The organism is Alteromonas sp. ABH4_457 (assembly GCF_056160625.1).
Genome location: NZ_JBSWXN010000001.1, coordinates 291161 through 309967, shown reverse-complemented (window position 1 = coordinate 309967; position 18807 = coordinate 291161). Strand labels below are relative to the sequence as shown.

The window sequence follows — 18807 nt, the reverse complement described above, 5'->3', positions numbered from 1 at the left end:
ATGAGCCGGACTGTTTTAAGCTTCGATTTTGGCACAAAAAGTATTGGCGTGGCTGTTGGTCAGGAGATAACCGGTACAGCTTCTCCTCTTGCCGCCCTGAAAGCACAGGATGGTGTACCGGACTGGGAAAAGGTAAAAAGGATCTATGATGAATGGCAACCGGATCTCGTCATTGTCGGGCTGCCGTTGAATATGGACGGTACTGAACAACCGGTGACGCAACTGGCCAAACGATTTGCAAACCGCCTTCACGGCCGCTTTAACGTAAAAGTGGAGACCTGGGATGAACGGTTGTCTACGGCGGATGCCAAAGCTATGTTGTTCGAATTAGGTGGCTATAAGAAACTGACTAAAGATAAAGTCGACAGCGTTTCTGCCTGCGTGATTTTCACCAGTTGGGCAGAAAATCAGTACTGAGAAAGCCGGTCAGTAAGCCGGCTCTGCTTTCACGGCCTGACATTGCCAGCACAGTGAAAAGTGCCCTTCGTTCTCTTCCCCGCAATGGGTACACTGCCAGTTCTCCCCTTTATTACTACTTGGGGTAAGCGCATCAACGATTCCCTTCGCTTTGCCGAACCACTGCTCATCAAGCAGCCACAATTCCATTTGTGTTTCCTGCCAGGGAAGTTCGCCCACTGCACCACCGGCATATTCATTTTTTACCAGGTACGGAATACGGGCGACATCCAGCTCAGAGCGAACCTGCTGAACCAGAAAACGGTCGTCATGACCAAATAACTTCAGCATCGGAAGAGTCAGTCATCCATATCGATGGACACGCCGGACAAAGAACCCAGCTCATTGCCTTCACTGCTGTCCAGTTTGATCATCAGACGCAAATCATTCGGTGAATCGGCATGATGAATGGCCTGGTCATAGGTGATCCGATCTTCTTTAAACAATTCATACAGCGCCATATCAAATGTCTGCATGCCCATTTCTTTGCCTTTCTTCATGGCATCTTTTAACTCACCGGTACGATTTGTCTGAATAAGATCAGCCACAAACGGGGAATTAAGCAGGATCTCTATAGCAGCTACCCGGCCTTTGCCGTCTTTTTTCGGCACCAGTTGCTGGGCAACGATGGCCCTCAGGTTCAAACTCAAATCGAACAGCAACTTGTTATGCATTTCCTTAGGTGCAAGGTGCATGATGCGCTCTATCGCCTGGTTTGCATTATTAGCATGCAGAGTCGCGACACACAGGTGGCCGGTATCAGCAAATGACATGGCATATTCCATGGTTTCCATAGAGCGGATTTCGCCCAGCAGGATCACATCGGGCGCCTGACGCAGAGAGCTTTTCAATGCGTCGTCAAAACTCATGGTATCAATGCCCACTTCACGTTGTGTTACCACACAGGAACCATGCCGGTGAATAAACTCGATGGGATCTTCAATAGTAAGGATATGCCCTTTGGAATTGTGATTGCGGTGATCAATCAGTGCCGCCAGCGAGGTAGACTTACCGGTACCGGTAGCTCCCACCATCAGCACCAGGCCACGTTTACTCATGATAATGTCTTTAAGTACCGCAGGCAGTCCCAGTTCATCCACTTTAGGAATTTCTGTGACAATCCGGCGGGCGACCATACCTATGGAGTCCCGTTGCCAGAATGCACTGCAACGAAAACGTCCTACATTAGTAATACCAACTGCAAAGTTACTTTCTTTCAGTTCATTCAATTCGCGGATGTAACGTTCTTCCATCACACTCTGAACCAGTTCCTTGGCCTGAAACTGAGATAACGGCTCATCACCTAACGGGGTCAGCTGCCCGTCTATTTTGGCACTGACAGGGAAACCTACGGTAATAAAAATATCCGAAGCCCCGAGTTCTGTCGCTTTCTCAAAATACCCCTGCAGTTTCACCCTTTATCTCCTACATCATTTTGTTTTTATCGGTGGATTTTGCCGCTGCATCCTGATGGCTCACAACGCCTAATGCAACCAGTTTTTGCAGTGCCTGATCCATGGTTTGCATACCATGCGCCTGACCGGTCTGGATAACCGAGTACATTTGAGGCACTTTGTCTTCACGGATAAGGTTACGGATTGCCGGTATGCCCACCATAATCTCATGTGCCGCTACCCGGCCACCGCCGACTTTTTTCATCAGGGTTTGCGAAATAACTGCCCGTAATGATTCTGACAACATGGAGCGGATCATTGCTTTTTCTTCCGCCGGGAAAACGTCAATAATACGGTCGATGGTTTTCGGCGCTGAGTTGGTGTGCAACGTACCAAATACCAGGTGACCGGTTTCCGCTGCGGTCATCGCAAGACGGATGGTTTCCAGGTCCCGTAACTCACCCACCAGCACCACATCAGGGTCTTCACGGAGCGCCGAACGTAACGCGTTAGAAAAGCTGTGTGTATCGCGGTGCACTTCACGCTGGTTCAGAACACTCATCTTGTTTTCGTGAACAAATTCAATGGGATCTTCAATGGTAAGAATGTGGTCCCGTTTGGTGTTATTGATGTGATCGATCATGGCTGCCAGCGTGGTACTTTTACCCGAACCTGTCGCACCGGTCACAAGAACAAGGCCGGTAGGCTGGTCAATCAGGTCACGGAAAATGGGCGGGGCTGCAATATCATCCAGTGATAATACTTTACTGGGGATGGTACGAAGTACCGCAGCAGCACCACGATTCTGTACAAAGGCGTTAACACGGAAACGGGATAAATCCTTTACTTCAAAGGAAAAGTCGACTTCCAGATTCTCTTCATATTCCTTGCGCTGTTTGTCATTCATGATTTCATAAATGAGCGAATGTACCTGCTTGTGATCAAGCTCAGGGATATTCAGTCTGCGCATTTCCCCGTCGACACGAATAATCGGCGGCAGCCCTGCCGACAAGTGCAAATCGGAAGCTTTATTTTTAACACTGAAAGCCAAAAGTTCGGTAATATCCACAACCACGTCTCCAAACACCAGATGATTAATGCAAACAATAGCAGAACGACTGAAATCCGCCCAATCGCGAATCGAACAAGCTACTGCCAATGCGCATCGTCCTCCAAAATCCGTGCAATTACTAGCGGTCAGCAAGACTAAACCGGTATCTGATATCAACCTGGCGTATGAAGCGGGACAACGTTTGTTTGGTGAGAATTACGTACAGGAAGGCGTTGAAAAGATTCAGCATCTGTCTGCACTCACTGATATTGAATGGCATATGATTGGCCCGCTGCAATCGAATAAAACCAAAGTCGTTGCAGAGCATTTTGACTGGGTGCAGTCTGTAGACAGAGAAAAGATTGCCCGCCGGCTGAACGACCAGCGACCTTCTGACATGCCGCCACTGAATGTGTGCATACAGCTTAATATCGATGATGAAGACAGTAAATCAGGCATTCAGATCAATGCACTGCCAGCCCTGATTGATACTATCAACAGGTTGCCCAACCTGAAATTGCGGGGGCTGATGGCGATACCAAAAGCCTCTCCGGACGAGGAAGAACAGGCGCAATCACTGACCACGCTGGCTGAATTATTCGCGGAATATCAACAAAAGCTGAGCGATTTTGATACCCTGTCCGTAGGAATGAGCAGCGATCTTGAAGCCGCCATTGAACACGGCTCTACCATGGTCAGAGTAGGCAGCGCTATTTTTGGTGCGCGTAGCTGATTGACCGGTTCGCTATTCACGAGTTTTAAACGCAATACATAAGGGTTTTCATGCAACAGAAAAAATTGGCATTTATCGGCGCAGGTAACATGAGTCGCAGCATCATCAGCGGACTTATCCAGTCAGGCTACGACAAAGACAATATTCTTGCCAGTAATCCCTCAACACCCAAACTGGAAAAACTACAGGAAGAGTTTGGCATCCGGATCTCGCAGTCGAATGATGAAGCCTGTGAGTTTGCCGATGCTATTGTGCTGGCGGTAAAGCCACAAATGATGGGCGACATGCTTGCCGCCTTGCAGGAAAAAAACGACCTGTCCGGTAAACTGTTTTTATCCATTGCAGCCGGTTTGCCGGTATCACGCCTGCAGGAAATGCTGGGCGGCGATTATCCGGTGGTGCGCATTATGCCCAATACTCCAAGCCTTATCGGCAAAGGTATGACGGGCTTGTACGCTGACAACACAGTAAGCAGCGCAGACCGCCAGTATGCTGACGACGTCATGGGCGCAGTGGGTGAAACGGTTTGGGTAAAGGAAGAAGACGGTATTAACGGCGTCATCGCCGCTGCAGGCAGCAGCCCTGCGTATTTCTTCCTGTTCTTGCAGGCCATGCAGGAAGAATCCATGAAAATGGGTTTTGATGCGCAGACCGCCAGAAACATGGTTCAGCAAGCCATGTTGGGAGCGGCTGAAATGGTTTGTCACAATCCGGATATTGAATTAAGCGAGTTAAGAGCTCAGGTTACTTCTAAGGGCGGCACGACCGCTGCTGCTATCAATACATTTATCGATAAAGGCTTGCAGGACACGGTAAGCGCAGCCATGCGTGCCGCAGTCAACAGAGCCGAAGAAATGGCGAAACAACTTTAAGTTTAAGCTTCACAGGAAAAACAGTTAATGAGCAACGCGTCGGTCTTTCTTATCAGTACCTTGTTTGATTTGTATCTGATGGTGGTGATATTACGATTGTGGTTACAACTGGTCAGGGCAGATTTTTATAACCCGGCCAGCCAGTTTATCGTTAAAGCAACACACCCCATAGTGGGGCCTCTTCGCCGTATCATCCCGTCTATCGGTAACTTTGATACGGCAACGTTCGTGCTAGCCCTGCTTGTCGCGGCACTGAAGTTTGTGACGCTGGTCATGCTGTTTGGCAGTGGAAACATCAATCCGGCATCTATTATCCTGCTGGCGTTTTTAACCGTAGTGAAAGAAACTCTCTCGCTGATGTTCTGGATCCTGATTATCCGCGCCATCCTCAGCTGGGTATCGCAGGGACAAAATCCTATTGAGTACGTGATGTATCAACTGACAGAACCATTTCTCTCTCCTATCCGCCGTATTATTCCGCCCATTGGTGGTCTGGATTTATCGGTACTGATAGCTATCATCGGATTACAGTTCCTGCAAATCCTTTTGCAAAATACGTTTGGTTTATACTAAGTTTTGAAAGGGTAGCGGTTTCGCTACCCTTTTTTGTTTCTGTACTGATTTTGTGTGATTAGTTGAATTTGGTGAAGACACTGTGAACTACCTTGCCCGTCTGCCGGCCCTCTGCCTGCTCTTAACTTTACTGTTAACCGCCCCTGTGGCATTAGCCGAACAAAAACAAACGCTGGGAAAATGGGATGTACATTACATCGTAGTGAACACCACGTTTTTCACCCCGGAAACCGCGCAAAATTACGGCATTGTGCGCAGTAAATATAATGCACTGGTGAATATTTCAGTGCTCGACAGCACAACAGGAGAAGCTCAGGTCGTGTCCGTTAAGGGCCAGGCGAGAAACCTTTTAGGTAACAGCAAAACACTGAATTTTAAACGGGTTAAAGAAGGCGAAGCGATTTACTATCTTGCCCCGCTTTCCTTTAATGACAGAGAAACCTTTCGCTTCAACGTCGATATTCAGCGGGGCAATGAAGTTCAGACACTTAAGTTTCAGCAGGAGATGTTCGTCGAGTAATCTCCGGCTTCAAACTGTCAGTGCGATGTTACAGCGATGCAGGCATATGCGCTTTTTCGTTTCGCCAGGCCTTCTCATAAGCAGGCCTGGAAAGTACCCGCTCTGCATACTGTTTCACATTATCAAACGTCAAATCCATACCAGACCCTTTTGCCCATGACAGCACATGTCCGGCGACAATATCTACTCCGCTGAACATGCGTCCGGTAAGGAAATCCTGGTCTCCGAGCAACGCAGAAAACCCTTTCAGTGCCACACCGAATTCGTAAATACTGACATCTTTCATGCCTTCAAGTCGCTGTGTTTCCGGTAATGCAAAGTCATGCTTTGCCATGTTCCATAACGGTTGCTCCAGTTCTGTTATCACAAATGCCATTGCCTGTTCGTACAGCATACGGGCCTTGCTACCCAATACCGGCATGAATTCTTCGTAACCATGCTTATCCATCAGCCAGGTCACGATGGCAGCAGATTCGCTCATTGGCCCGCAACCTGTCATCAGTGCAGGAATTTTACCCGCCGGATTAAGCGCAAGAAAATCTGCTGATTTATGCTCCCCCTTACGTAAGTTAATAAACGTGTAGTCATAAGGCAGGCCTAACTCTTCCAGTGCCCATGCCACACGCACTGAACGCGTTTTTGCAAATCCGTATAATGTATACATACCCTCTCCTGTCCGGTGATTTTGATTGTTTGAAACTATACACAAATCACCGGCTTCAGCGCATCAATTTGTTCCGTTATTCCATGTGACTATTGCAAGCGCAAACTTCATCCCCACACTATTTCTATTCGATTAAAGGAGGCATTATGTCTGAATATAAAGAAATCAAACTCGTTAAACGTCCGGTGAAAGGTCAGATTGACGCATCCCTGTTCAGCACAGAGCAAAAGCAGGTTCCCATGCCCGGTGAGGGTGAAATACTGATCAGACAAACACATATGTCGCTGGATCCCGCCATGCTGGGCTGGATGAGTGAAGACAGAGAAAGTTACATCCCGCCCGTGGAACTCGGTGAGGTAATGCGCTCCAGCGGCGTAGGTGAAGTCATAAAATCTAACCATCCCGATTTTTCTGAAGGCGACAAAGTGATGGGTATGACAGGTTGGCGGGAATACCTTGTCAGTGATGGTAAGGGCTTCAACAAGTTACAACCCGGGATCAGCGAAGAGATGGCCCTGTGTGTATTTGCCTTACCCGGTCTGACAGCCACCACGGGGTTATATAAGTTCGGCAAACCTGAGGCCGGTGAAACCCTGATTGTAACAGGCGCTGCCGGTTCTGTGGGCTCAATCGTTGGTCAGCTAGCTAAAGCTGACGGTTTACGGGTAATCGGCGTTGTGGGCAGCGATGAGAAAGCAGACTGGATTGTTAACGAGTTAGGTTTCGACGGCGCCATTAATTACAAGACGGATAACCTGAAGGCGCAGCTGGATGCCCTCACCCCCAACCGTATTGACGTATTTTTTGAAAACACCGGCGGCCCTGTGCAACAGCTTATCGTTAACCGGATGAACGAGCACGGGCGCATTGTCGTTTGCGGAATGATTGCAGATTACCAGTCCGACAACCCTTCCCCCGGCCCCAACTGGATCCCGCTTATCAAAAAACGAATCTCCATTCAGGGGTTTGCTATGCCTGATCACTGGGGCGAGATCCCGCAATTGCTTGAAAAGCTCACGCCTTATGTGCAGCAGGGTAAAATAAAATACCGGGCACATATTATTGAAGGACTGGAAAATGCACAGAGCGGTCTGAACATGTTGTTCGACGGCAAGAACACAGGGAAAATGATTGTTAAATTATAACCCCTGTTAGCTGAGCACTATCACAGGCAGTGAAGCAACTCTTCACTGCCTTTGAGTCCCTTTCAATTATCTTTCTTAGTAACCCTTCTCCGCTGTACGCACTTTCATCTTTATATAAAGACAGCCAGCGTTATTACCCTTACTGATAAGCCTTTCACCATTTTGGTTCAAGTATCGCATCAGATTAGAACATTTCCTGCATTGCCGGCCCACGTCTGCCACTAATTTTGTGCTGTAACCGGCACTTCACCGCTATTAAACGGCGCTTTATCCTCCATTAACAGCCCAACGGCATGCCTCTCAGGTTTCTGGAATATCTGTTGCATTACATGAGTACGTACACCCAGGTGATAACAATAAGAAAACACTGGTCATTCAACTACCACTACCCAAAATAAGAGGGAACTCATGTCTGAAGAATTAACCGGGAACATTTCTGCTGAAGGTGCTTCGCGCCGTAAATGGTTAAAAACATTTAGTTTAGGTGCGGGTGCAGTTGCCCTTACGGGTTGTTTCGATACCGGTGTAAAAGAGCTGCAGGCAGCGGGAATGAAAACTGAACATTTCCCGTCTGCAACGCCAAATGTTAATGACGGTCTGGTTCGTCTGTCTTCGAATGAAAATGCTTTTGGTCCTTCACAGAAGGCCGTTGAAGCGATGCAGGGTGAACTTTTTAATCTCGCCCGTTACACAGATGCTACTGTCGATGTGCTGAAAAAGAAAATTGCCGCGCAGGAAGGTGTCTCTGAAGACCAAATTGTTGTTACGAATGGTTCATCACCTATTTTATTCGGTTATGCAGAGTGGATAACTGAAAACGGTAATAACCTCGTTACCTCGATGGCCACTTATGAAGGTATTCCCCGAGGCGCCGAGTTCATGGGTGCCAATGTCACCTACGTGCCTCTGGATTCAGAAATGGGTTTCGACTTAGATGCCATTGAAGCTGCAGTTACTGACGAAACCACGGCTGTGTACGTATGTAACCCTAACAACCCCACCGGCTGCATGGTCGATCCTGCCAAACTGACAGCGTTTGCTAAACGGGTATCGAAAAAAGCGCAGGTGTTCATCGACGAAGCCTACATTGAAATGTCTGATGCCTATCCGGCAAACGTGCAGTCTAAGCTGGTTGCCGAAGGTCATAATGTGGTTATCTGTCGTACGTTTTCAAAAATTCATGCTATGGCAGGACAACGTTTAGGTTATGCCATCATGCCGGCAGATCAGGCTAAATCTCTGGGCGGAAAACTGCGTATGGGTGGTGTCAACTATCTGGCACTGGTGGCCGGAATGGCGAGTATGGATGACCATGCAAACCTGAACACCATGCGCGATCGCATCAAAACCGAGCGTACTAAACTGACGAAAGTTGCTGAAGAACTGGGTCGCCCTTACGCGAAAAATCCGCAGGGCAACTTCATCTACGTGGATACCGGCATGCCCCACGACCAGTTTGCTGCGAAGATGAAAGATGAAGGTATCAAAGTAGTTGGCCGTACGTGGCCAGGCTATGATTCCTGGTCACGCATCAGCGTGGGTACACCGGAAGAAACCGATGCCTGTGTAGCCGCATTAAATAAAGTACTGGCTTAAGTGTCTGTGTCGGGGTGAGGCTTATTCAGCCTCATCCCGTAAAAATACCAAATCCGTTTCAGTGCTCTGCTCTGGCGAAAAGACATAACCCGCTTCGCTGAACGCCTTTAAGCCCGCTACGTCTTCAATACGTTTCTGAATCACATATCTGGCCATTAATCCCCGCGCCTTTTTAGCAAAGAAACTAATCACCTTATACTGACCGTTTTTCTTATCTTTAAAGTGTGGCGTAATGATCATGCCGTCCAGCGACTTCGCCTTAACTGACTTGAAGTACTCATTTGAAGCCAGATTAATCAGTACATTATCGCCCTGCTCTTCCAGCGCCTTATTCAGCGCAAGGGTGATATCTGTTCCCCAGAATTCATACAGATTTTTACCCTTAGGATTTTCAAGGCGGGTCCCCATTTCCAGGCGGTAAGGCTGCATTAAGTCCAGCGGACGCAACAGACCGTAAAGGCCGGAAAGCATTCTTAAATGTTGCTGTGCATATTCCACGTCCTGCTCAGACAATGAATAAGCATCTAAGCCCGTATACACGTCGCCGTTAAAGGCGTAAAGCGCCTGACGTGCATTGTCTTTGGTAAACGGGGTAGTGAAAGAGTCAAAACGGTTGGCGTTCAGTGTCGCCAGTTTATCGCTGATCTTCATCAAAGAAGACAGGTCTGCCGGCGTCAGTTTGCGGCAGGTTTCTACCAGTGCTTCAGCAGATGTCAACATGGCAGGCCGCGTGAACGACGCTACCGGCACCGGCGTTTCAAAGTCCAGATTCTTAGCCGGTGAAACAACAACTAACATAATTCAATTTCCTCTTTACTATCAGACACCGCAGTAACATATTCATCGGGCTTATCAAACTCCGGCGCAAAGAATATCACGGTCTGCCCCGCGTTTTTGCCCTTTTACCTGCCAAATTGGGGTCAAACCGTTATGTTTATACGCTATAGCGGGATAATTTAGCGCTTTGCTGTGTTATTTAACCCGCCAGTCTGTTATAAATTTACTAAATTCGATCTGGTTTAACCGTCCGGACATACAAACCCTACATAGTGGTTGATTCAGTTGTTTACAACCAACATATTCAATCAGTCTGCCCCCTTCCGGTGGCGGGCTGTTCATTTATTTAGGTCACACATTCAGAGAGAAACGATGAGCAATCAATTAGACGCGTTGCGCGAAATCACTACCGTCGTTGCCGATACCGGCGATATCGAAGCGATCAAAAAGTACGAGCCTGTAGACGCTACGACTAATCCGTCTCTTTTACTTAAAGCCGCAGGTATCCCTGAATATGCGGGTTACATTGACGATGCAGTGGCATGGGCCAAATTACAGTCACAGGATCCGGCTCAGCAGTTAACAGATGCCTCTGACAAGCTTGCTGTTACTATCGGTAAAGAAATTTCCGGCGTAATCCCGGGTCGTATTTCTACAGAAGTAGATGCCCGTTTATCATTCGACACCGACGCGACTATTGCTAAAGCAAAACGTCTGGTTGAACTGTACAACGATGAAGGTATCGATAAGTCACGTATTCTGATCAAAATCGCTTCAACCTGGGAAGGCATCAAGGCTGCTGAAATTCTAGAACAGGAAGGGATCCAGTGTAACCTGACACTGTTATTCAGCTTTGCTCAGGCACGTGCCTGTGCGGAAGCCGGTGTCTATCTTATTTCCCCGTTCGTGGGCCGTATTCTTGACTGGTATAAAGCAAACACAGATAAGAAAGAGTACACCGCAGAAGAAGATCCGGGTGTGGTTTCAGTAACCCGTATCTATAACTACTACAAAGAGCATGGTTACAGCACGGTAGTCATGGGCGCGAGCTTCCGTAACATTGGTGAAATTCAGGCGCTGGCCGGTTGCGACCGTCTGACCATCAGCCCGAATCTGCTGGAAGAACTCAAAAACAGCACCGAAGCGCTGCCTGTGAAACTGAAAGACGAAGGCGCCACAGCAACACCGGGCACGAAACTGGACGAAAAAGGTTTCCGCTGGGACATGAACGAAGATGCCATGGCGACACAAAAGCTGGCAGAGGGGATCCGTAACTTTGCAGCTGACCAGGAAAAACTGGAAACCATGCTGAAAGAAAAACTGGGTCAATAAACTTCGCTGGTATCAGGAAACATTCAGACAATGACAAATTTTACCCAACAGCCAGCTTTCGCTAATTTGTCGAAGCTGGCAGAAGACATCAAAAAGACTCACATGCGTGACTGGTTTGACGCGCAGCCTGAGCGTGCAGACACCATGCAGGCGCAGGCCTGTGGTTTGTTTATTGATTATTCAAAAAACCGTGTTAACGAAGAAGCGCTTGCACACTTGTTTGCACTGGCGAAAGCACAGGGCGTGGACACTCACCGTAAAGCCATGTTTGACGGTGACACCATCAACAACACTGAAAAACGTGCTGTACTGCATACAGCGCTGCGTAACTTCAGTGGCAAGCCTGTTATGGTTGACGGTGAAGATGTGATGCCGGAAGTGCTGGCTACGCTGGACAAAATTGAAGCCTTTACGGCTTCAGTGCATTCCGGTGAGCACAAAGGTTATACCGGCAAGCCAGTTAAACACGTAGTCAGCATTGGTATCGGCGGTTCATTCCTGGGCCCTAAAATCATGACTGAGGCGCTGAAGCCGTACACCCATGATGCCGTTAAAGTGCACTTTGTAGCAAACGTAGACGGCTGTCATATTCATGATGTGCTGACGTCTCTGGATCACGAAGAAACGTTAATCGTTATGTCGTCTAAGTCGTTTTCTACTCAGGAAACGTTGCAGAATACCTTAACTGCGAAAGCCTGGTTCCTGGAACAGGGCGGCACTCAGGAAGATATTGCAAAACACTTTGTTGCCGTATCCTCAAACGTTAAAGCAGCCACTGAGTTCGGGATTGCGGAAGAAAACATTTTCCCCATGTGGGACTGGGTTGGCGGACGCTACTCGTTGTGGTCTGCGATTGGCTTACCCATCGCACTGGCACTAGGTTTTGAAAACTACAAAGGCTTGCTCGAAGGCGCCCATGAAATGGACAAACATTTCTGTGATGCACCATTTGAAAGCAACCTGCCCGTTATTCTTGCAGTTCTCGGCGTCTGGTATCGTAATTTCTTCGATGCACAGTCTCACGTCATATTGCCTTACTATCATTATCTTCGTGGACTGCCAGCTTATGTGCAGCAACTTGATATGGAAAGTAACGGTAAGCAGGTCACGCAGAACGGCGATGTGGTTGAGTGGGAAACCGGCCCGGTTATCTGGGGAAGTGAAGGCACAAATGGTCAGCACAGCTTCCATCAGTTAATCCACCAGGGTACCTCTATCATCCCCGCAGACTTTATGCTGCCGCTGAATGTGCCTAATCAGAACGACACGCATCACGCCATGCTGGCATCGAATTGCTTTGGTCAGACTCAGGCACTTATGCAGGGAAAAACCTTCGAAGAATGCTACGCTGATCTTGAAGGTAAGGTGTCTGATGAAAGTGAGCGCAAAGCACTGGCTCAGCACAAAACGATGCCAGGTAATAAACCCAGCAATACAATTTTGTTCGAAAAACTGGATCCGCAAACACTTGGCGCGCTGGTTGCAATGTATGAACATAAGGTATTTGTCCAGGGCGTTATCTGGCAGGTGAACTCCTTTGATCAATGGGGTGTTGAGTTAGGGAAAGTACTTGGTAATCAGGTTCTTGACGGCATTCAGGGTAAAGCAGAAGACGATGCGTTTGACGCTTCTACCCGGCAACTCATTAATCGCTTCAGAAACGCCAATGCACCAACTTAAGGAAAGTTAATTTGGTTCACGCCAAATAAGTGCATCTGACAAACGGCCGGTTTTTACTGGCCGTTTTCATTGGGCAAACCACACGCTGTCATGCAATCGTCACATTTTGTTAATAAAAGGTAAATTTAATCATTTTATTATCGTGTCGACTGTGATACAAAAGTAGTCAGAAGGATGAAAAAACATTCAACTCTGACACTGATGTTAGTGGTAAACAAAAGGAGATCCTAGTGGATAAGTCAGATCTGTTTGCGATGTTAAATATTGAAGAAACTCCGGCTAAAACTAAAAGCAAGAAAAGAAAGTGGAGAGAGATCGAAGCCTTACAGGACAGGTTCAAACTGGAAAAAGAACTGGCAGAAATCGACTACGGTTTTGAGTACGAACTGGAATCGATGGAAAGATAAAATGAAAACGGCCACCTGATATCAGGTGGCCGTTTTTCGTTATATCACCCTGCAGGTTTTTATATCTGCCAGTTAATGGCAGGTTGCCCGTGTTTGCGCAGCCAGGCATTTGTCTGACTGAAATGCTGACACCCGAAAAAACCTTTGTAGGCCGACAACGGAGACGGATGTGGTGCTTCCAGTACCAGATGTCGCTGTTTGTCGATATTAGCGCCTTTCTTTTGCGCATGACTGCCCCACAACAGGAACACCACATTGCTGGTGTGTTCGTTAATGGCGGCTATGACGTTATCGGTAAACGTTTCCCAGCCAAACTTTGCGTGGCTGTGTGCCTTCCCCTGCTCCACCGTCAGCACGGTATTTAATAACAATACACCCTGCTCAGCCCACGACGTGAGATCACCATCAGAAGGCATAGAAAACCCTTCAATATCCGTTTCCAGTTCTTTGCAGATATTCTTCAGCGATGGGGGCAGCTTTACACCTTTCTGTACGGAAAAAGATAATCCGTGCGCCTGTCCCGGCCCGTGGTAGGGATCCTGTCCCAGGATCACAACCCGCACTTTATTCAGGGGTGTGAGAGCGAATGCATTGAATACATCCGGTTCAGGAGGAAACACCACTGATGCAGCCCTGGCCTCATCAACCCTGGCCATCAGTGATTTAAAATAAGGCCGGGACTTCTCAAGTCCCAGCACATCTTGCCATGTTGTCATTTCAATATAGAGAACATGTGCGCTTTTAGCGCTTCGTAGTCAGCTGGCAGTGGCACAGCCTGGCTTTCTTTACTGGAACACTCTACCAGTGCCTGAGGCAGGCTCAGAGGCTGTCCGAGAACATTCTCAACGGTTTCGCGGAATTTAGCCGGATGTGCAGTACCAAGGAACAGGCCATACTCATTATCCGTCAGATCGTGACTTACCGCACGGTAAGCGATGGCAGCATGAGGTTCGCTGGTGTATCCCTGTTGCGCAAGCTGACGCATGGCGATTTGTGTATATTCTTCATCGACACATTCACCGCGCAGGCACGACTTATCCAGGTAACCACGCTCAATCAGCGCTTCGATGCGGGGCCAGTTGTTTGGCTGGCTGACATCCATTGCATTAGACATGGTTGCAACCGTCGGATTGGGTGCCCATTCGCCGGTTTTCAGGTAACGGGGAACTGTATCGTTCAGGTTCGTTGCCGCAACAAAACGCTTAATGGGCAAGCCCATGGACTTGGCAATCATACCTGCTGTCAGATTACCGAAGTTACCGCTCGGCACCGAAATAACCAGCTCTTCACGCTGTTCCGGCGTAAGCTGACTAACCGCCTCAAAGTAATAACAAACCTGCGCCAGCAAACGGCTGATGTTGATAGAGTTTGCTGAATTCAGATGCAAACCTTCACGTACATCCGGATCGTCAAACGCATGTTTAACCATCGCCTGACAGGCGTCGAAATCACTCTCGACAGCAACGGTATGAATGTTATCACCCAACGTGGTAAACAGCTTTTCCTGCAGCTGACTGATTTTTCCTTTCGGGAATAAAATCACCACATTGATGTTCGGGATACCGTGGAACGCATGGGCAACAGCGGCACCGGTGTCACCGGACGTGGCGGTAAGGATGGTAATGGGTTCGCCATTGCTGATGCGGGAAAGCACCTGCGCCATAAAACGGCCGCCAAAATCTTTGAACGCCAGTGTAGGACCGTGGAACAATTCCAGTGTGGCGACTTTGTCATTTACACTGACCACAGGAGCCGGAAAGGTAAACGCCTCTTCAACAATACTGCCAATGGTGCCTTCGCCCAGCTCATCACCGATTAAGGCGGTAAGCACTTCTGTGCTGCGCTCAACGAAAGGCTTTTTGAGCAAGCCGTCGATGTCGTCTAATTTCGGAATGTCAGTAGGGAAATATAAGCCCTGCTCCTGACCTAAACCGCGCTTTACTGCTTCTGAAAAGGAAGCGGTGTCTGATGCTACTTTTAAATTTACTAATTCCACCTGGGATACCTTTAATCTTTACACTTGCTGCTCTACCGCACCCTTATCAGGGATCCGGCAAACGTGGCTAAAGCCATCTTCATTTTGTACGTAATTGGCCTGCAGCCATTCACGAATCGCTTCGGCTTTTTCAGCATCGTCACAGACAGCAAATACTGTCGGACCAGAACCGGAGATCCCGAATGCTAATCCACCATTTTCCATACTGAACGCTCTGGCCTCGTCGAAGCCGGGCAATAATGACTTGCGGTAAGGTTCAGCTATTACATCCTGCATCACACTGGCTGCCAGGCCCGCGTTCTGCGCGTGCAGCGCATGCACGAACACGCCCAGTTGACGACCAAAAGTCAGCGTATTTGCCATCGCCACTTCTTTCGGTAATATATTCCGGGCCGCCGATGTGGAAACACTTATTCCAGAGTAGCACACAACCCAGTACCAGCTGCCGATAACCGGTAATTTCACCGTCACTTCGGCATCATTGCCGGTCATCAGGGTTAATCCGCCAAGATAACAGGGAGCAACATTATCATAATGAATGCTGCCGCTAATCTGCCCTTCCAGTTCGCCCATCATTAACAGAAGCGCATTCTCATCAAAGGGATAATCAAAGTGTGCATTCAGTGCATGAAAGGCTGCAACGATAGAACTGGCACTGGAGCCAAGGCCGCTGCCAATAGGCAGGTTCTTATGCAAAATCAGTTCAACATGACGGGTGGGCTTGCCGGCTTTTACCATTTCTTCAAAGAAATGGGCATAGCACAAGGTAACAATGTTGTTATCGGCACCAGCCGGTAACTTGTGGGCAAACGGGCCGGTGGCGGTCAGAGAAAATGCATCTGCATCTTTAACTTCAACAACATCGCCTAACTCAGTGCCGTCAACGGGTGCCAGTGCGGCACCCAACACATCAAAACCTAAACTTACATTGCCGATGGAGGCTGGCGCATAAGCGCGGGTGGTTTTCATACTACTCATCCTTCAATTACAGCGCCATTTGTTTCCACGGCATGGTACGCAGAATATCAGCAAACACACCGGCAGCGGTTACCGTACCACCCGCTCCGTAGCCGCGGATAACGTAAGGAATAGGCTGGTAATAGTCACTGCTGATTGCCAGCGCGTTCTCACCGTCTTTCACCGCCGCAAGAGGATGCGTAAGCGGCACCGCCTGAATGGTTACCTTACACTTGTCGCCATCGATACTGCCGATATAACGCAATACACTGTCGTTGGCTTTGGCTTCTTCCACCCGCTGACCAAATGCTGCATCCAGCTCAGGTAACTGCTGCATAAACTCATCAATTGATGCACCTTCTGCAAAACCTTCCGGTAACACAGATTCAATCTGAATATCAGACAATTCAAGCACCAGGCCGGCCTCACGTGCCATGATCAGGAGTTTACGGGCCACGTCCATGCCGCTTAAGTCGTCACGTGGATCCGGCTCGGTATAGCCATTTTCTTTTGCTGCACTGGTAGCCTGAGACAAGCTCATACCTTCTTCAAGCTTACCGAACACATAGGATAAGCTACCGGATAAAATGCCTTCGAACTGATGCAGCACGTCACCAGCAGCGAACAGTTTCTGCAGGTTATCGATAACCGGCAAGCCCGCACCTACGGTAGTTTCATATAAATACTGGCGATTTGTATTCTGCGCGGTTCTGCGCAGCTGGCGGTAATACGCCATGGTGTCGGTGTTGGCTTTTTTGTTAGGCGTCACTACGTGGAAGCCCTGCTCCATCATATCCACGTACTGTGAAGCGACTGCTTCGTGACTGGTACAATCAACAATCACCGGATTTACCAGACTGTTGCTGTTAACAAACTGGTGCAAACGCTCAACACTTAACGACTCCTCAGAAGCTGCCAGTGCAGACTGCCAGTCGCCTGACACATCAATGCCCTGCGCGTTAAGCAGCAGTTTGCGGCTGTTGGCAATACCGTATACACGTAACTGAATATTGCGCTTCAACAGTGCAGGTTGCTGACGGGAAATCTGACCCAGTAACTCTTTACCTACGTTACCGCAGCCAACCAGGAATACGTCAATGGTGTGGCGATCGGAGAAGAAATTCTGGTGAATAACCCGTACCGCCTTCTTCGCCTTTTTCGCTTCGATAACCGTAGAGATGGAACGCTCTGAAGATCCCTGAGCAATGGCTACGTTATTCACACGGGCTTGCGCCAGCGCAGCAAAGAAACGGGCTGCCAGGCCTTTCGTATGACGCATTCCATCGCCGACCAGGGTAACAATGGCTAAATCGTGACGCACTTCAATCTGATCAAGCAACTGGTTTTGCAGTTCCAGAGCAAAAGCATCTTCCAGCAGTTGCTGTGCACGGGCCGCATCTTTTTCCTGTATACAGAAGCTGATGCTGTACTCCGAGCTGGACTGGGTGATCAGGCTGATGGAAATATTGGCGTTACTCATCACCTCAAACACACGGCTTGCCATGCCTACCATGCCTTTGAGACCTGGTCCTGCAACATTAAACATCGTGATGTTATCGAGCTGCGAAATACCTTTCACTGACGTCCATTTCTCGCTGGCTTCGTTACTGATTAGCGTGCCGGGCGCAGAAGGATTCAGGGTGTTTTTGATCAGACAGGGAATGTGGTGCTGAGCGATAGGACCAATGGTTTTCGGGTGCAGTACTTTGGCACCGAAGTAAGACAGCTCCATGGCTTCCTGATAAGTCAGCTTATCAAGTAATACAGCCCCTTCAACCTGATTCGGGTCAGCGTTATAAACACCGTCTACATCCGTCCAGATTTCACAACAGTCTGCATCGATACAGGCCGCAAGGATGGCAGCAGAGTAATCAGAACCGTTACGGCCAAGCGTGACTTTCTCACCCTCTTCATTAACAGCAACAAAGCCGGGCATAACCAGTAATACTGAACCGTCGTTCTTTACGTCACTGAAACGGGCTTTACTCATTGCCACATCAGCAATGCTGTCGAGATATTCGCCGTGTGCCAGCACGTATTCGACCGGGTCGATGATACTGTTAACCACACCTTTACTTTGCAAAATCGCACTGAACAGCGTCACACTGATGTATTCGCCGATACTTAAGATGCCGGCAGCCACAGAATCCGGAGCACAACCAAGCAACTTAATGCCTTCCAGTTGTTGCTTAAGCGCAGACAAGCGCTCTGAGATAAATGAAGAAACGTGGTCGTGGGCGAAGTTATCTAAGGTGGTGTTTAATTCGTCAGCAATACCCTGAACAGTTTGCTCTAACTTTTCGAACAGAGGCTGGAAGTCATCCCCTGCGGCAGCCTGTTCACAAAGAGAAGAAAGCGCGTTGGTCACGCCCTTTGGCGCAGAAAGCACTACTGCTGCGCCATCGGTTTGGTGGGTGGTCATACAAATCCCGGTCACACGCAGGTATCGGGGTGCGTCGGCCAGAGAAGATCCACCAAACTTTAAGACTTTCATGTAATGCTCCTTTCGGTTTTATTTTGCTACATCAACGCTCAATTGCGTAAAAAAAAACCCGCTCCTGGTGAGGGCGGGCTTTCGATGTCTGGTTGCAATGTTGCGCACTAGCCAGCGACCGCCCTCAAAGAGGTGGTAATAATCATCGTGCCGGTGGTGC

19 protein-coding genes are annotated in these 18807 nt (G+C 48.6%); 10 read left to right on the top strand and 9 right to left on the bottom strand.

Features of this window, described 5'->3' with window-relative positions; all coding sequences use genetic code 11:
- On the top strand, positions 1-417 hold the full coding sequence (ruvX, locus tag ACXAGR_RS01250) for a Holliday junction resolvase RuvX (RefSeq protein WP_119502224.1): 417 nt from the start codon (positions 1-3) through the stop codon (positions 415-417).
- Between the two features lie 9 nt (positions 418-426).
- Here the strand turns inward: ruvX and ACXAGR_RS01245 are convergent, their stop codons facing one another.
- From ACXAGR_RS01245 to ACXAGR_RS01235, 3 genes are read right to left on the bottom strand one after another with little or no spacing between them, the layout of a single operon-like run.
- Complete coding sequence (locus tag ACXAGR_RS01245; RefSeq protein WP_474843002.1) at positions 427-747, bottom strand: putative signal transducing protein; 321 nt, start codon at positions 745-747, stop codon at positions 427-429.
- Between the two features lie 8 nt (positions 748-755).
- On the bottom strand, positions 756-1871 hold the full coding sequence (locus ACXAGR_RS01240; RefSeq protein WP_119502226.1) for a PilT/PilU family type 4a pilus ATPase: 1116 nt from the start codon (positions 1869-1871) through the stop codon (positions 756-758).
- A 10-nt stretch (positions 1872-1881) separates the two neighbouring features.
- Complete coding sequence (locus tag ACXAGR_RS01235; protein ID WP_119503450.1) at positions 1882-2919, bottom strand: type IV pilus twitching motility protein PilT; 1038 nt, start codon at positions 2917-2919, stop codon at positions 1882-1884.
- A gap of 28 nt (positions 2920-2947) precedes the next feature.
- On the opposite strand from ACXAGR_RS01235, the gene ACXAGR_RS01230 reads away from it, so the two are divergent.
- The 4 genes from ACXAGR_RS01230 to ACXAGR_RS01215 all read left to right on the top strand — a co-directional run bounded on the left by ACXAGR_RS01230 (position 2948) and on the right by ACXAGR_RS01215 (position 5599).
- Positions 2948-3634 carry a YggS family pyridoxal phosphate-dependent enzyme gene (locus ACXAGR_RS01230; RefSeq protein ID WP_474847630.1) on the top strand — a complete coding sequence of 229 codons (687 nt, stop codon included), beginning with the start codon at positions 2948-2950 and terminating at the stop codon, positions 3632-3634.
- Between the two features lie 50 nt (positions 3635-3684).
- Complete coding sequence (gene proC, locus ACXAGR_RS01225; protein WP_474847628.1) at positions 3685-4506, top strand: pyrroline-5-carboxylate reductase; 822 nt, start codon at positions 3685-3687, stop codon at positions 4504-4506.
- Positions 4507-4533: 27 nt separating this feature from the next.
- Positions 4534-5079 carry a YggT family protein gene (locus ACXAGR_RS01220; protein WP_474847626.1) on the top strand — a complete coding sequence of 182 codons (546 nt, stop codon included), beginning with the start codon at positions 4534-4536 and terminating at the stop codon, positions 5077-5079.
- Between the two features lie 115 nt (positions 5080-5194).
- Positions 5195-5599: a DUF4426 domain-containing protein gene (locus tag ACXAGR_RS01215; RefSeq protein ID WP_474848102.1), complete on the top strand. Its 405-nt coding sequence runs from the start codon at positions 5195-5197 to the stop codon at positions 5597-5599.
- Positions 5600-5627: 28 nt separating this feature from the next.
- Here the strand turns inward: ACXAGR_RS01215 and ACXAGR_RS01210 are convergent, their stop codons facing one another.
- Positions 5628-6263: a glutathione S-transferase family protein gene (locus tag ACXAGR_RS01210; RefSeq protein WP_474847624.1), complete on the bottom strand. Its 636-nt coding sequence runs from the start codon at positions 6261-6263 to the stop codon at positions 5628-5630.
- Between the two features lie 146 nt (positions 6264-6409).
- Here ACXAGR_RS01210 and ACXAGR_RS01205 point away from each other — a divergent pair, with 146 nt between their 5' ends.
- Together ACXAGR_RS01205 and ACXAGR_RS01200 are read left to right on the top strand one after the other, a co-directional pair.
- On the top strand, positions 6410-7408 hold the full coding sequence (locus ACXAGR_RS01205; RefSeq protein WP_474847622.1) for an NADP-dependent oxidoreductase: 999 nt from the start codon (positions 6410-6412) through the stop codon (positions 7406-7408).
- 408 nt (positions 7409-7816) lie between these two features.
- Complete coding sequence (locus ACXAGR_RS01200; protein WP_474847620.1) at positions 7817-9004, top strand: pyridoxal phosphate-dependent aminotransferase; 1188 nt, start codon at positions 7817-7819, stop codon at positions 9002-9004.
- Between the two features lie 21 nt (positions 9005-9025).
- Here ACXAGR_RS01200 and yaaA read toward each other — a convergent pair whose 3' ends face one another.
- Positions 9026-9802 (bottom strand): peroxide stress protein YaaA, encoded by a 777-nt coding sequence (gene yaaA / locus ACXAGR_RS01195; protein ID WP_474843023.1) that lies wholly within the window; start codon positions 9800-9802, stop codon positions 9026-9028.
- 351 nt (positions 9803-10153) lie between these two features.
- On the opposite strand from yaaA, the gene tal reads away from it, so the two are divergent.
- The 3 genes from tal (at position 10154) to ACXAGR_RS01180 (ending at position 13200) form a co-directional block, all read left to right on the top strand.
- On the top strand, positions 10154-11113 hold the full coding sequence (tal, locus tag ACXAGR_RS01190) for a transaldolase (RefSeq protein ID WP_474843025.1): 960 nt from the start codon (positions 10154-10156) through the stop codon (positions 11111-11113).
- A gap of 30 nt (positions 11114-11143) precedes the next feature.
- The gene (gene pgi, locus ACXAGR_RS01185) at positions 11144-12793 is read left to right on the top strand and encodes a glucose-6-phosphate isomerase (RefSeq protein WP_474847618.1); all 1650 of its coding nucleotides are present in this window, start codon (positions 11144-11146) and stop codon (positions 12791-12793) included.
- A 230-nt stretch (positions 12794-13023) separates the two neighbouring features.
- Positions 13024-13200 (top strand): DUF3545 family protein, encoded by a 177-nt coding sequence (locus ACXAGR_RS01180; RefSeq protein ID WP_303572827.1) that lies wholly within the window; start codon positions 13024-13026, stop codon positions 13198-13200.
- Between the two features lie 59 nt (positions 13201-13259).
- On the opposite strand, the gene ung is transcribed toward ACXAGR_RS01180, so the two are convergent.
- Genes ung through thrA form a run of 4 tightly spaced genes read right to left on the bottom strand, consistent with a single transcriptional unit; the run spans position 13260 to position 18647 of the window.
- Complete coding sequence (gene ung / locus ACXAGR_RS01175) at positions 13260-13916, bottom strand: uracil-DNA glycosylase (protein WP_474847616.1); 657 nt, start codon at positions 13914-13916, stop codon at positions 13260-13262.
- The gene (thrC, locus tag ACXAGR_RS01170) at positions 13913-15196 is read right to left on the bottom strand and encodes a threonine synthase (RefSeq protein WP_474847614.1); all 1284 of its coding nucleotides are present in this window, start codon (positions 15194-15196) and stop codon (positions 13913-13915) included. The genes ung and thrC overlap by 4 nt, the downstream gene beginning before the upstream one ends.
- Positions 15197-15214: 18 nt before the next feature.
- Positions 15215-16165: a homoserine kinase gene (thrB, locus tag ACXAGR_RS01165; protein WP_119502242.1), complete on the bottom strand. Its 951-nt coding sequence runs from the start codon at positions 16163-16165 to the stop codon at positions 15215-15217.
- A gap of 16 nt (positions 16166-16181) precedes the next feature.
- On the bottom strand, positions 16182-18647 hold the full coding sequence (gene thrA, locus ACXAGR_RS01160; protein WP_474847612.1) for a bifunctional aspartate kinase/homoserine dehydrogenase I: 2466 nt from the start codon (positions 18645-18647) through the stop codon (positions 16182-16184).
- Between the last annotated feature and the right edge of the window lie 160 nt (positions 18648-18807).